General features: G+C 71.0%; 10 protein-coding genes and 4 tRNA genes. 6 read left to right on the forward strand and 8 right to left on the reverse strand.

Annotated elements, in window-relative coordinates; genetic code table 11:
- Nucleotides 1–201 precede the first annotated feature (201 nt).
- Both AB0C82_RS21330 and AB0C82_RS21335 read right to left on the reverse strand, forming a co-directional pair.
- Nucleotides 202–275, reverse strand: a tRNA-Lys gene (locus AB0C82_RS21330).
- Nucleotides 276–707: 432 nt separating this feature from the next.
- The gene (locus AB0C82_RS21335; protein ID WP_362844303.1) at nucleotides 708–3,188 is read right to left on the reverse strand and encodes a DEAD/DEAH box helicase; all 2,481 of its coding nucleotides are present in this window, start codon (nucleotides 3,186–3,188) and stop codon (nucleotides 708–710) included.
- A gap of 482 nt (nucleotides 3,189–3,670) precedes the next feature.
- Between AB0C82_RS21335 and AB0C82_RS21340 the strand changes: the two genes are divergently transcribed.
- The gene (locus AB0C82_RS21340; RefSeq protein WP_362844306.1) at nucleotides 3,671–4,027 is read left to right on the forward strand and encodes a hypothetical protein; all 357 of its coding nucleotides are present in this window, start codon (nucleotides 3,671–3,673) and stop codon (nucleotides 4,025–4,027) included.
- A gap of 70 nt (nucleotides 4,028–4,097) precedes the next feature.
- On the opposite strand, the gene AB0C82_RS21345 is transcribed toward AB0C82_RS21340, so the two are convergent.
- From AB0C82_RS21345 to AB0C82_RS21355, 3 genes are all read right to left on the reverse strand, one after another.
- Nucleotides 4,098–4,475: a CrcB family protein gene (locus tag AB0C82_RS21345; RefSeq protein ID WP_362844309.1), complete on the reverse strand. Its 378-nt coding sequence runs from the start codon at nucleotides 4,473–4,475 to the stop codon at nucleotides 4,098–4,100.
- A complete protein-coding gene (locus tag AB0C82_RS21350; RefSeq protein ID WP_362845165.1) occupies nucleotides 4,472–4,921 on the reverse strand; it encodes a CrcB family protein in 450 nt (149 codons plus the stop codon). Before AB0C82_RS21350 ends, AB0C82_RS21345 begins: the two co-directional genes overlap by 4 nt.
- Nucleotides 4,922–4,998: 77 nt before the next feature.
- Nucleotides 4,999–5,349: a metallopeptidase family protein gene (locus tag AB0C82_RS21355; RefSeq protein ID WP_362844312.1), complete on the reverse strand. Its 351-nt coding sequence runs from the start codon at nucleotides 5,347–5,349 to the stop codon at nucleotides 4,999–5,001.
- A 102-nt stretch (nucleotides 5,350–5,451) separates the two neighbouring features.
- Here AB0C82_RS21355 and AB0C82_RS21360 point away from each other — a divergent pair, with 102 nt between their 5' ends.
- The 4 genes from AB0C82_RS21360 to AB0C82_RS21375 all read left to right on the forward strand — a co-directional run bounded on the left by AB0C82_RS21360 (nucleotide 5,452) and on the right by AB0C82_RS21375 (nucleotide 7,431).
- On the forward strand, nucleotides 5,452–6,978 hold the full coding sequence (locus AB0C82_RS21360; protein WP_362844314.1) for a metallophosphoesterase: 1,527 nt from the start codon (nucleotides 5,452–5,454) through the stop codon (nucleotides 6,976–6,978).
- A 168-nt stretch (nucleotides 6,979–7,146) separates the two neighbouring features.
- Nucleotides 7,147–7,219 (forward strand) — tRNA-Glu (locus AB0C82_RS21365).
- A 38-nt stretch (nucleotides 7,220–7,257) separates the two neighbouring features.
- Nucleotides 7,258–7,332 (forward strand) — tRNA-Asp (locus tag AB0C82_RS21370).
- Between the two features lie 22 nt (nucleotides 7,333–7,354).
- Nucleotides 7,355–7,431: transfer RNA gene (locus AB0C82_RS21375), tRNA-Phe, on the forward strand.
- 38 nt (nucleotides 7,432–7,469) lie between these two features.
- Here AB0C82_RS21375 and AB0C82_RS21380 read toward each other — a convergent pair.
- From AB0C82_RS21380 to AB0C82_RS21390, 3 genes are all read right to left on the reverse strand, one after another.
- Entirely contained in the window at nucleotides 7,470–8,321 is an 852-nt protein-coding gene (locus AB0C82_RS21380; RefSeq protein ID WP_362844317.1) for a cytochrome c biogenesis CcdA family protein, read from the reverse strand.
- On the reverse strand, nucleotides 8,318–9,124 hold the full coding sequence (locus AB0C82_RS21385; protein ID WP_362844319.1) for a DsbA family protein: 807 nt from the start codon (nucleotides 9,122–9,124) through the stop codon (nucleotides 8,318–8,320). Before AB0C82_RS21385 ends, AB0C82_RS21380 begins: the two co-directional genes overlap by 4 nt.
- Before the next feature lie 93 nt (nucleotides 9,125–9,217).
- Complete coding sequence (locus tag AB0C82_RS21390) at nucleotides 9,218–9,571, reverse strand: hypothetical protein (protein ID WP_362844321.1); 354 nt, start codon at nucleotides 9,569–9,571, stop codon at nucleotides 9,218–9,220.
- A 156-nt stretch (nucleotides 9,572–9,727) separates the two neighbouring features.
- Here AB0C82_RS21390 and hrpA point away from each other — a divergent pair, with 156 nt between their 5' ends.
- Nucleotides 9,728–13,675 (forward strand): ATP-dependent RNA helicase HrpA, encoded by a 3,948-nt coding sequence (hrpA, locus tag AB0C82_RS21395; RefSeq protein WP_362844323.1) that lies wholly within the window; start codon nucleotides 9,728–9,730, stop codon nucleotides 13,673–13,675.
- Nucleotides 13,676–13,724: the final 49 nt, after the last annotated feature.

The following is a 13,724-nucleotide window of genomic DNA, read 5'->3' on the forward strand; positions in this document are numbered from 1 at the left end:
GGCGCGTCGTGGCCGGCCGGACTGTGCGCCGCCGTCAGCCCGGGCCCCGAGACGGTTTCATTGACGTTCCGGCGCATCCTCGCCACCACGGATCCGCCGCCGATCACCACGAGACCGGGAACGACTGAGCGCCCCGACCGGACGAAGCCGGTCGAGGCGCTCAGTAGCAGGTCAGAGGGGACTTCCCCTCCCTGCATCGCGTAGGCCGTGTGGGACTCGAACCCACAACCAACGGATTAAAAGTCCGCTGCTCTGACCAATTGAGCTAACGGCCCTCGCGGATCACCCCCCGAGCATAGCCCGCCCGGGCCCGGCAGCCGATCCGGTATCCGGTGCCGGGCCCGTCGCGGCGCCGACAGGGCGACGTCGTCAGAGGTACCGGCGTGTCAGCAGAGCCCCGAGCACCGCTGCCGTCAGGCGGCGATCAGCATCCCGCGTCCGAACGCGCCGGTGCCCCGGCCGTTGTCGCTGACCCGTCTGCCGGGCGTGTGCGGGCGATCGGGCCGCCTTGCCGTCACCGGTCAGCGGCGCCTGCGATCGTGGCCCTCTGCCCCTGCCCCTGCCCCAGCCCTCATGCAAGTCGCCGCGGCACAACAGTCGTTCCGGATACGACGTGACGTAATACGACGTGACGTACGACGAAAGCGGGCCCGTTCGTGAAGAACGGGCCCGCTTCAGCAGGTCACATGCTTACGCCGGGAAGGCGATCAGCCGTTGCGCTTCCAGCGCGGCTTGTCGTCGCGGCGGCCGAACGAGCCGGTGCTCGTACCGGTGCCGGTGGCACCCCGGTGGTCGTCGCGGCGGCCGGTCGGACGCTCGCTGGCGCCACCGGCGCGGAAGCCGCCCGCGGGGCGGTCGTCACGACGGTCACGGTTGAACGGACGGTCGCTGCCACCGGAGCGGAAGCCACCGGAGGGGCGCTCGTCACGACGGTCGCGGTTGAACGACGGGCGGTCGTTGTCGCGGTTGAAGGACGGGCGGTCGTTGTCACGACGCTCGAAGGAACGGCCACCGCGGTCGTCGCGGCGGTCGCCGCCACCGGTACCACCGGTGCCACCGGAGCGGAAGCCGCCCGACGGACGCTCGTCACGACGGTCACGGTTGAACGACGGGCGGTCGTTGTCCCGGTTGAACGCCGGACGGCCACCACGGTCGCCGCCACCGGTACCACCGGAGCGGAAGCCGCCCGACGGACGCTCGTCACGACGGTCACGGTTGAACGACGGGCGGTCGTTGTCCCGGTTGAACGCCGGACGGCCACCACGGTCGTCACGACGCTCGAAGGAACGGCCACCACGGTCGCCACCGCGGTCGTTGCCACCGCGGTACCCACCGCGGTCGCCGCCACGGTTGTCACGGCGCTCGAAGTTGCCACGCTCGTCGCGACGCTCCTCGCGGACGGCCGGCTGCTGCTCCGGAACCGCTGCGGCGGCTGCCTCGATGGCGGCCTCCGCCTCGGCGGCGGCCGCGGCCACTGCCTCCTCGGGGTCGTCTCCCCGCTCGCGGGCGGCGCGGGCGACCAGACGGTCGGCCTCCTCGCGCAGCTCGCCGGCGCGGCGCTGGACGCGCTCCAGCTGCTTCGTCAGGTCGGAGACCTCGCGCTCGGCCTGCTTGGCGGCGTTGTTCGCGGAGTCGGCCTGGACCTCGGTCAGCGAACGGGCGCCGGTGATCTCGGCAACCTCGGGCTCGAAGACGCCCGCGCCCTGCACGATGTGACGCGAGGCGTCGACGCCCGCGTCCTCCATGAGGCGGAAGATCTGGCGACGCTGGTGCGGAAGCGCCAGCGAGACGACGACACCGGACTTGCCGGCACGGGCGGTACGGCCCGAGCGGTGCAGGTAGTCCTTGTGGTCACCGGCCGGGTCCACGTTCAGGACCAGGTCGATGCCGTCGACGTGGATACCGCGGGCGGCGACGTCGGTCGCGACGAGCGCGTTGACGTAGCCCTTCTTGAAGTCCTCGAGCACGCGGGTACGGGCACCCTGCGTCATGCCGCCGTGCAGCGCGTCGGCCTTCACGCCGGACTCGATGAGCTGCTCGGCGATACGGTCGGCGCCCAGCTGGGTGCGGACGAAGATGATCGTGCGGCCCTTGCGGGCGGCGATCGCGGCCGTGACCGGCGCCTTGTCCTTCGGCTTCACGACGAGGACGTGGTGCGTCATGGTCGAGACGTTGCCCTGGGCGCTGTCCACCTCGTGGGTGACCGGGTTGCTCAGGTAGCGCTTGACCAGCGTGCCGATCTCGTTCTCCATGGTGGCGGAGAAGAGCATGCGCTGGCCGCCGCCGGGGATCTGGTCGAGCAGCTCGGTGACCTCGGGCAGGAAGCCCAGGTCCGACATCTGGTCGGCCTCGTCGAGCACGGCCACCTGGACGTTCGCCAGGGAGCAGGCACCGCGGTTGATGATGTCGCGCAGACGGCCCGGGGTGGCGACGAGGACGTCGACACCGCGCTCCAGCGCGTAGATCTGGTTGCTCATCGACGTACCGCCGCAGACGACCTTCATCTTCAGGCCGAGCACGTCGCCGTACGGCTGAAGCGCGTCCGCGACCTGCATCGCGAGCTCACGCGTCGGCGTGAGGATGATCGCGCGGGGCTTCTTCTTCTCGGTGTGACCGCCGGCCAGCGTGGCCAGGGTCGGGAGACCGAAGGAGAGGGTCTTGCCGGAGCCGGTACGGCCACGGCCGAGGATGTCCTTGCCGGCCAGGGCGTCCGGGATGGTCGCGGCCTGGATCGGGAAGGGCGCGGTGACGCCGTTCTGGGCGAGCTTGCGGACGATGCCCTCGGGCAGGCCCAGCGAACCGAAGGTGACGGTCGGCTCGGCGTCCTCGGCCTCGGTGCTGTCGTCCGCGGCGACGTCGGCGGTCTCCACGACGTCGGCGACGGTGGTCTTGGCGGGAGCGGTCTCGACGACCGGCTTCTCGGCGACCGGGGCCTCGACGACCTCGGCGGCGGCGGTCTCGACGACCTCCACGACCTCGACCTCGACGACCTTCACGACCTCGGGGTCGGCGGCTACGACGGCTGCGGTGCCGGCCTCGGCCACGACGGCCTCGGCGAGCTCCGCGAGCTCACTGTCCTCGATGGACTCGATGGACTCGACGCTCTCGATGGTGTCGAGGGTGATGAGCTCGTCGTTGTTGTCGACGTTCTCGGGCATGACGGTGTTTTCAGAACTGGAAATTGACATGCGAAATGCGAAACCTTCCGGAGTCTCGGCACGCGCCCGTAACTCCGTGATTCGCAATTTCGACCGCCTCAATGCGGTCCAGCCACGGCAAGGGAGAGTACGCGCCACACGGCGCTCTTCTGTGTCGGCGCCGGGCAATGGGATCAAACGATCTATAACCATACGCACCCTTGCCCACTTAGCGCAAACCGCCTGCCCCCGACCCCGTCCCGCCGAGCCCCGGGGACCACGTTCACGCAGGCCCGACCTGCGGCGATGCCTCGGGTGTGCGCTGCGTCTCAGGGCCCTTGGGAGCGCCCATCGCGTGGTTTCTGAGCTGCGCGGCGGGCGAGGCCGACGGCGGCTGCGAGGGGTCCGGCGACGGGGTGGGTTCCGGCTCGGGACCGGGGTCCGGAGGGGGCGGGCTGGACGGCTCGGGATCGGGTGCCGGAGGAGCCGGCGGTTCACCCGGCCCGGGCGCCGATGGCTGCGGAGCCGGCGGCTTGCCCGCTCCGGTCGGCACCGGTTCGCCGGCCTTCGGCGTGGGAAGCGTCCCGGCGGGCGCGGCCGACGGCTTCGCGCCGGAGGCACTCGGGTCCGGCTTCGCCCCGGGCCTGCGGTCGGACTGCGCCTCGGCGTGGCTGCCGCCGTACCCCGAACGGCCCGATCCGGGCACCGTGCCGCCGTCGGGCGCGTCCGACGCCCCCTTCGGGTCGGACGACGACCTGGCGGGCGCCCGTTTCCCGCCGTCCTCGCCGACGCTCATACAGCCGGTGGACGCGGCGATCGTCAGCGCGGTGACGGCTGCCCATCGGACAGGGGCGGACAACTGGCGCACGGGTGGCACCTCCGGGGCGTGAAGCGAGCGGGAAGGCGGGGGCTCCGTGCCCAACTCCCCCGACCCCGCCGGGGACACGCCCGCGAAGGGAGCTACCGCCCGAACCCGCCCGCGAGTTCCGCACCCAGGAACACCGCGCCGAGGCCCACCAGGAGGGACGCCACCACATTGGCCCCGGCGAGAAAGGCCCGGCCGCCCTCGGCCAGCCGCAGCGTCTCGTACGAGAACGTGGAGTACGTCGTCAGCGCCCCGCACAACCCCGTACCGACCAGGGCGTACACGGGTTCGGAGAGCGTCGCCCCGGTCAGGACGCCGAGCAGCAGGCTGCCCGCCGCGTTGACGGTGAAGGTCCCCCACGGGAACACGTACGGGAGGCCACCACCGCCGTGACTCGCCTGCACCGCGCGGTCCGTGAGATAGCGCAGCGGCGCCCCGAGAGCCCCGCCGACCGCCACCAGAAGCCAGTTCACGCGGGCCGCTCACCCCCGCGTACGCCCACCAGCGCCCTGGTCGCCACCGCGGCCGCCCACACCGCGCCGAGCGCTCCCACGAGCGTCGCCGCCGCATACGCCATGGCGGTCAGCGCCTCCTGCCGGTCCAGCAGCCTCGCCACATCGGCCGCGTACGTCGAGAACGTCGTGAACCCGCCGAGCACCCCGACCCCCAGGAACGGGCGCACCAGCGGATGGGCCTTCCCGTCCCGCTCGGCCACGAGCACCATCAGCACGCCGATCAGGGCGGAGCCCGTCACGTTGACGCCGAGGACCGCCCAGGGGAACGCGCCGTCGGCGGCCGGCCAGAGCACCAGGGCCGCGTAGCGCGCGAGCCCGCCCAGCGCCCCGCCCGCGGCGATGGCGCCGAGTACGTGCCACTTGGCGCGGCCCGCCGTCTCCGCCCGTTGAGCCGGGTCGGACAGATCGACGTCCGGGTCGACGACCGGAACCTCCCCGGCCCCGGGATCCTTGCCGGGATCCGGCTCGGGCCGGAGGGTGCTCACCCGTAGCCCAGGGCGTGCAGCCGCTCGTCGTCGATGCCGAAGTGGTGGGCGATCTCGTGGACCACGGTGATCTCGGTCTCCGCGACGACGTCGTCGCGCGACTCGCACATCCGCAGCGTCGGGCCCCGGTAGATGGTGATCCGGTCCGGCAGCACGCCCGCGTACCACTCACCGCGATCGGTGAGCGGCGTGCCCTCGTACAGTCCGAGCAGGTCGGTCTCGCCGGCCTCCGGTTCGTCCTCGACGAACACGGCGACGTTGTCCATCAGCCGCATCAACTCCGGCGGAATCCGGTCGAGCGCCTGGCTCACCAGCTCTTCGAACTCCTCGCGCGTCATCTCCAGCACCCCGCCATTGTCACGTACGAAGGGCCCGCCCCGCCCGCCCCGTCCGCACTCATCTGCCTCCCGGTCCGCATGTCCGGCGCGGAAGCAGGGCATACGGGCCCAATGGCCCGCGACCCGTTCCGCGCCGCAGTCGACCGTCTCCGGCACCGCACCCGCTCCACCGCCCCCTCAGGCACCCTCACCGACACCCCGCACCCCGTCACCCGCGCACTCGGCCTCGTCGCCGTCGTGGTGCTGGGAGCCTGGCTGGGGCTGCTGATCGTCGGCAGTGTGCGTACTCCGGTGGGGCCCATGGACACGGACATGACCCTGCGCCCGTCCCTCAGCGGCGGCACCAAGATCAACGTGTCGCCGCTCGGCGCCCTGGAGCTGGACTCCCACGTCGCCCCGATCCGCCTCGACGTCGATGTCGACCGGCTCGACCCGGTGCGCTCCCAGGCCCTGGTCAAACACCCCGAACGGCTCTCCGGCCTCCAGGACGAGGTCGCCTCCGACGTGGCGTCCGGCACCCGCGAGCTGGCCGTCCGCTCCTGCGTGGCCGTCGTCTCCGGCGCCACCGCCCTCGGCCTGGCCGTCTACCGGCGCCCCCGCCGCGCCCTCATGGCCGGCGGCCTGGCGCTGGCGCTCCTGGCTGCCTCCGGCGTCTCCGCGTATGCCACCTGGAACCCCAAGTCGGTCCTGGAGCCGAAGTTCTCCGGGCTGCTCTCCAGTGCTCCGTCCCTGGTCGGCGACGCGCGCTCGATCGTCACGGAGTTCGACGTCTACCAGCGGGAACTGGCCCGCCTCGTCACCAACGTCACCAAGCTGTACGACGCCACGTCCACGCTCCCCGTCTACCGCCCGGATCCCGCGACGATCCGGGTCCTGCACGTCTCCGACATCCACCTGAACCCGGCGGCCTGGCACATCATCGGCTCACTCGTCGAGCAGTACGAGATCGACGTGATCATCGATTCCGGCGACACCATGGACCACGGCACCGCCGCCGAGAACGGCTTCCTGGACCCGATCCGCGACCTCGGCGCGCCCTACGTGTGGGTCCGCGGGAACCACGACTCGAAGGTCACCCAGGCGTATCTGAAGGGCCTGCGCAACGCGCACGTCCTGGACGAGGGCAGCGCCCTGAACGTCGGCGGGCTGCGGGTGGCCGGTACCGGCGACCCGCAGTTCACCCCGGACCGCTCGATTCCCGCCCAGGGAAAGGCGGCCGAACGGATGGCGGGGCTCCGGCTGGCGTCCGCCCTGCGCGACCAGGAGCGAGCCGGTACGCCGGTGGACATCGCGGTCGCCCATGACCCGAACGCCGCACGCGAGACCGACGGCACCGTGCCCCTCGTCCTGGCGGGCCATGTCCACCATCGGGTGAACGAAGTGCTGAAACTCGGTACGCGGCTGAAGATCGAGGGCTCCACGGGCGGCGGTGGCCTGCGTGCCGTGCAGAACAAGAAGCCCGAGAAGGTGCACGCCTCGGTGCTGTACCTGGACCGCTCGACCCGCCGCCTCCAGGCCTGGGACGAGATCACCCTGGGCGGTCTCGGCCTGACGACGGCCGAGGTCAGCCGCCGTCTGCCGCAGGGCGTGCCGACGGACCGCTCCCCCTCCCCGACGGCTCCCACGCCCTCCGGCTGAGACCGACGGGCACACGGGGGTGGCCGACGACAGCGCCCGGATGCGCGTCCCCGGGCCCGCGGCGCGGCCCTCATTCGGCGGCCGGTCTAACCGTTTTGGCGTTCGCCCCCGGATCCCATATGCTTCTCACGTCCCCGACGCGCTGGAAAGCAAACCGGTGGGCCTTTAGCCCTCATCGTCTAGTGGCCCAGGACGCCGCCCTTTCAAGGCGGTAGCACGGGTTCGAATCCCGTTGGGGGCACGCTTTACCGTGTGCGAGACTTGTCTCGCACATAGCTTGGTCCTGTGGAGCAGTTTGGAGTGCTCGCCACCCTGTCAAGGTGGAGGCCGCGGGTTCAAATCCCGTCAGGACCGCTGCAGCCCGTATGAGCTGCGTGGCTGGGTAGCTCAGTTGGTACGAGCGATCGCCTGAAAAGCGATAGGTCGCCGGTTCGATCCCGGCCCCAGCCACCACCCGAAGGCCCCGTCCACTGGACGGGGCCTTCGTCGTGTCAGCTCCCGTCCTGCTCCTGGAGGCGCTGCCGGGCCGCGCGGCGCCACGCCCGCACCGCGAGCACCAGCGCAACCACCGCCACCACGGCTCCCAGCAGCACCGCGTCCGGAACGTTCTCGCCGAGGCGCTGGGCCCACTGCTCCACCGCGAACGAATCGTCCACGTCCAGCAGCCCGGGCAGCGCGGTCGTCCCGTCGTACGCGAGGAATAGCGTCCCGAGGCCGATGAAGAAGAGCCCGGACAGCAGGGTGGTGCTGTGCAGTTCGAAGCGGCCGAAGCGCAGGGGGCGGCCCCGGAGCCACGCCCGGCGCCCCAGCTCGTACCGCTCCCAGAGCAGGGCGAGCACGAACAGCGGTACGGCCATGCCCAGCGCGTACACGCCGAGCAGCAGTCCGCCGTAGACCGGGCTGCCGCTGACGGCCGCCACGGTGAGGACGCTGCCGAGGATCGGGCCCGCGCAGAAGCCGGCCAGTCCGTAGACCGCACCCAGGGCGTACACCGAGAACGCGGTCGTGGGACGGATGCGTCCGCCGAGTGCGGCGATCCGCCGTGAGGCGAAGCCCAGGCCGACGATCTGGGCGACGCCGAGCGCGATGATCAGCCAGCCCGCACCGAGGACCAGTGCGTCCCGGTGGCCGTAGAAGAGCCGTCCGGCGTACGAGCCCGCGGCGCCGAGCGGGACGAGGGTGGTGGCGAGTCCGGCGTAGAAGATGCCGGTGCGGGCGAGCAGGCGCGAGGCCGAGTCGATGGAGTACGCGAAGAAGGCCGGCAGGAGCAGCGCGCTGCACGGGCTGACGAGCGCCAGCAGCCCGCCGAGGAAGGCCGCGAAGTAGCCGATGCCGGCCGTCACTTCGCGGTGTCCTTCGCGCCTTCGGAGTCCTGCGTCCCCTCCGCGTCCTTGGCGTCCTTGGTGTCCTTGGTCTTCTCCGCCTCCGCCGCCGCCTCGATGGCCCGTGTGAAGGTCTCCATCGGCTGGGCTCCGGCGACGGGGCGGCCGTTGATCAGGAACGACGGGGTGGACGTGGCGCCGATGCCGTATCCCTGCTCCTGGTCGGCGCGGACCGCTTCCGCCGCTGCGGCGCCGTCCGTGTCGCGGACGAACCGGGCGAGGTCCTTCACACCGGCCTGCCCGGCCAGCTCCTTCAGCCGGTCCTTGCCGAAGCCCTTCTCCTTGGCGCCCTCGGCGTAGGCGGCACGGTGGAACTCCCAGAAGCGGTCCTGCTGACCGGCGGCCCAGGCGGCGCGGGCGGCGGCCTCCGACTCCTCGCCGAAGATCGGGAAGTTGCGCCATTCGATGCGCAGGGTGCCGTCCTGGACGTACTTCTTGATCAGCGCGGGCTCGGTGTCCCGGGCGAACACTCCGCAGTAGCCGCACTTGAAGTCGGCGTACTCGATGAGGACGACGGGGGCGTCGGTACGGCCCTGGGCCAGCTTGTCGCCCGCGTCGCGGCGGGCGAGGCCGGCCAGTCCGGCGTAGACGTCGGCGGACGGGTCGTCGCCGGCCTCGGCGACGGACGAAGAGGCGGCGGAGCCGGAGTCTTTCGGCCCGGTGGCGGCGTAGGAGGCGTATCCGAGGAGTCCGGCGGCGAGGGCGACGACCGCACCGTAGATCAGCGGCTTCTTCGAGGCGGACTTGGACGAGGGCGTGGACATGCGTCGCTCCGTGCGGTGGTGTGCCGGAAAAGGGGACCGGAAGGGGGGGCCGAAAGGGGGCCGGAAAGAGGAAGGGGGGTGGTGGCCCGGCGGCTACACCCTCAGCACGGAGAGTTCCACGGGGCCGGGCGTGGCGGGTTCGGGGCCGCGCACGGCGATCCGGGCGGGAGGCTGCGCGGGCCCGGCACCCGCGAGCCCGGCGGGAAGGCCCCAGCCGGCGAGACCGGGCGCCTGGTCGTGCACGGCGCGGCCCCGGACGGGTCCGGCGGGCTCGGTGCCGTCGTGGTCGCGGTCCCTGCCGCAGCCCGGCGCATCTTCACCGCCCGCCGCCGCCACGATCGGGTGACTGCCCACCGCCGGGGTGACGGACGCCGTGGCCGGGCCGCAGAACAGCCCCAGTACGACCGCGAGCGCCGCCGCCAGGCAGCACCACTGCGCACGGGACACGGCGACCGGCCTCTCGGGAACGGGTTACGGGTGATCAGTTGCCCGAAATGGTACGTGGTGTGATGCCACCCCACCCCGCCGTCACCGGGGGAGTGACGGAGACCGCGCGAAATGCGTTCGCCACTCCTGACACCCGGGTGCGATCCTGGGACCCGTATGTCTACTTCCTTCGCCGATCTCCAGTCACAGCTCGGACAGCTCTCACTCCGCGACGCGAACCGGCTCGGCCGGCGCCTCGAGGGTGCGCGCCGTATCCGTAAGCCCGAGGCCCGACAGTCCGTGCTGGACGAGATCGCCGCCGAGGCCGGGAAGGCGGCCGAGCGGCTCGCGGGGCGCGCCTCGCGGATGCCCGCCCTTTCGTACCCCGAGCAGCTTCCCGTCAGCCAGAAGAAGGACGAGATCCTGGAGGCGATACGCGACCACCAGGTCGTGATCGTCGCCGGTGAGACCGGCTCCGGCAAGACCACCCAGATCCCCAAGATCTGTATGGAGCTGGGGCGCGGCGTCCGGGGCATGATCGGGCACACCCAGCCCCGCCGGATCGCCGCCCGCACGGTCGCGGAGCGCATCGCCGAGGAGCTGGACACCCCGCTGGGCGAGGCGGTCGGCTGGAAGGTCCGGTTCACCGATCAGGTGAACCCCGACGCTACCTTCGTGAAGCTGATGACGGACGGCATCCTGCTGGCCGAGATCCAGACGGACCGCGAACTGCTGGCGTACGACACGATCATCATCGACGAGGCGCACGAGCGGTCGCTCAACATCGACTTCCTGCTCGGCTACCTGGCCAGGCTGCTGCCCAGGCGCCCGGACCTGAAGGTCGTCATCACCTCGGCGACCATCGACCCGGAACGCTTCGCGCGGCACTTCGGCGAGGCGCCGATCGTGGAGGTCTCGGGGCGTACGTACCCCGTCGAGGTCCGCTACCGGCCGCTCCTGGAGGAAGAGGGAGAGGACTCCGACCGCGACCAGATCACCGCGATCTGCGACGCCGTCGACGAGCTCCAGTCGGAGGCCCACGGGGACGTCCTGGTCTTCCTCTCCGGCGAGCGGGAGATCCGTGACACCGCGGACGCGCTGGGCAAGCGCAACCTCAGACACACCGAGGTGCTCCCCCTCTACGCCCGCCTGTCGCACGCCGAGCAGCACCGCGTGTTCCAGCGCCACACGGGCCGCAGGATCGTTCTGGCGACGAACGTCGCGGAGACCTCGCTGACGGTCCCCGGCATCAAGTACGTGATCGACCCGGGCAACGCCCGCATCTCCCGCTACAGCCACCGCACGAAGGTCCAGCGACTGCCGATCGAGCGGATCTCGCAGGCCAGCGCCAACCAGCGCAAGGGCCGCTGCGGCCGTACGTCGGACGGCATCTGCATCCGGCTGTACTCCGAGGACGACTTCCTGACCCGTCCGGAGTTCACGGACCCGGAGATCCTCCGTACGAACCTGGCGTCCGTCATCCTCCAGATGACCGCGGCCGGCCTCGGCGACATCGAGAAGTTCCCGTTCATCGACCCGCCGGACCACCGCAACATCCGTGACGGTGTGCAGCTGCTCCAGGAGCTCGGTGCGCTGGAGCAGGGCGAGAAGTCCACCCAGGAGGGGAAGAGGGGCCAACGGCTCACGCCCCTGGGGCGCAAGCTCGCGCAGCTGCCCGTCGACCCTCGGCTCGCCCGCATGGTCATCGAGGCCGAGCGCAACGGCTGTGTGCGCGAGGTCATGGTGATCGCCGCCGCGCTCTCGATCCAGGACCCGCGCGAGCGGCCCTCGGAGAAGCAGACGCAGGCCGATCAGCAGCACGCCAGGTTCAAGGACGAGACCTCGGACTTCCTGGCGTTCCTGAACCTGTGGCGCTACATCCGAGAGCAGCAGAAGGAGCGCGGCTCCTCCAGCTTCCGCCGGATGTGCAAGCAGGAGTACCTGAACTTCCTGCGGATCCGTGAGTGGCAGGACATCTACGCGCAACTGCGCACGGTGGCGAAGCAGATGGGCATCGAGGTGAAGGAGTCCCCGACGGGCGCCGACGCCCCCGAGCAGTCGGTGCACACCTCGCTCCTCGCGGGCCTGCTGTCGCACATCGGGCTCAAGGACACCGAGAAGAACGAGTACGTGGGCGCGCGCAACGCCAAGTTCGCGATCTTCCCCGGTTCGGCGCTGTTCAAGAAGCAGCCGCGGTTCGTGATGTCGGCCGAGCTGGTCGAGACGTCCCGGCTGTGGGCACGGGTCAACGCGAAGGTCGAGCCCGAGTGGATCGAACCGCTCGCCGGGCACCTGCTGAAGCGGACCTACAGCGAACCGCACTGGGAGAAGGACCAGGCGGCGGTCATGGCGTACGAGCGGGTCACCCTCTACGGGGTACCCATCGTCGCGCAGCGCAAGATCAATTTCGGCCGGATCGACCAGGAGGCCTCGCGCGAGCTGTTCATCCGCAGCGCACTGGTCGAGGGCGACTGGCGCACACACCACCAGTTCTTCCACGACAACCGCAAACTCCTGGGCGAGGTCGAGGAGTTGGAGCACCGCGCGCGGCGCCGCGACATCCTCGTGGACGACGAGACGCTCTTCGACTTCTACGATCAGCGCATCCCCGAGCACGTCGTCTCCGGCGCCCACTTCGACTCCTGGTGGAAGCACAAGCGGAAGGACGAGCCGGACGCGCTCGACTTCGAGCGCTCGATGCTCATCAACGAGAAGGCCGGGGCCGTCACCAAGGACGACTACCCGGACTCGTGGCGCCAGGGGAAGCTGAAGTTCCGGGTGACGTACCAGTTCGAGCCCGGTGCGGACGCCGACGGTGTGACCGTCCACATCCCGCTCCAGGTCCTCAACCAGGTCACCTCGGAGGGCTTCGACTGGCAGATCCCGGGCCTGCGCCAGGACGTGGTCACCGAGCTGATCCGCTCACTGCCCAAACCGGTCCGCAGGCACTACGTGCCCGCGCCGGACTACGCGGGCAAGTTCCTGGACCGGGCCGTCCCGCTGCAGGAGCCGCTGCCGTTCACGCTGGCCCGGGAGCTCCAGCGGATGGTCGGCGTCCCGGTGAAGGCCGACGACTTCGACCTGACCAGGGTCCCGGACCACCTGAAGATCACCTTCCGGGTCACCGACGAGCGGCGCCGCACGGTGGCCGAGGACAAGGACCTGGACGCGCTGAAGGTCCAGCTGCGCCCCAAGGCCCGCCAGGCCCTCTCCCAGGCCGCCGCGGCGACCGCGGGGCCCTCGGGCGAGTCCATCGAGCGTTCGGGCCTCACGGACTGGACGATCGGCACGCTGAACCGGGTCTTCGAGACCAGGCGCGCCGGCCAGCCCGTCAAGGCGTACCCGGCTCTCGTCGACCAGGGCGCGACCGTCGCCGTACGGCTCTTCGACACCGAGGCCGAGCAGCAGCAGGCGATGTGGCGGGGCACCCGGAGGCTGATCCTGCTCAACATCCCCGTCAATCCCGCCAAATTCGCCTCGGACAAGCTCACCAACCAGCAGAAGCTGGCCCTGTCCCGCAATCCGCACGGCTCCATCCAGGCCCTGTTCGACGACTGCGCCATGGCGGCGGCCGACCGGCTGATCGCCGCGCACGGCGGTCCCGCCTGGGACGAGGAGTCGTTCCGCAAGCTGTACGACAAGGTGCGCGCCGACCTCGTGGACCTGACGGTCCGCACGATCGGCCAGGTCCAGCAGATCCTGGCGGCCTGGCAGGCATGTGAGCGGCGGCTGAAGGCCACCAGCAGCCTGGTGCTGATCAACAACGTCACGGACGTACGGGAGCACCTCGCCCGTCTCGTGCCGCCGGGGTTCGTCACGGCGACCGGGCTGCGCAGGCTGCCCGACCTGATGCGCTATCTGGTCGCCGAGGACCGCAGGCTCCAGCAGATGCCGACGAACGTCCAGCGCGACACCACGCGCATGGAGAAGGTCCACGAGATGCAGGACGAGTACGCCTGGCTGCTGGAACAGCTGCCGCAGGGACGGCCGGTGCCCCAGGAGGTGCTGGACATCCGCTGGATGATCGAGGAGCTGCGGGTCAGCTACTTCGCCCATGCGCTGGGTACGGCGCAGCCCGTGTCGGACAAGCGGATCGTCAAGGCGATCGACGCCGCGGCCCCGTAACGGAGGCGCCACCCTGGGTGAGTTCGACCGCACCCTCCGACCTCCTGTA

The organism is Streptomyces sp. NPDC048560 (assembly GCF_040650955.1).
Lineage (GTDB): Bacteria > Actinomycetota > Actinomycetes > Streptomycetales > Streptomycetaceae > Streptomyces.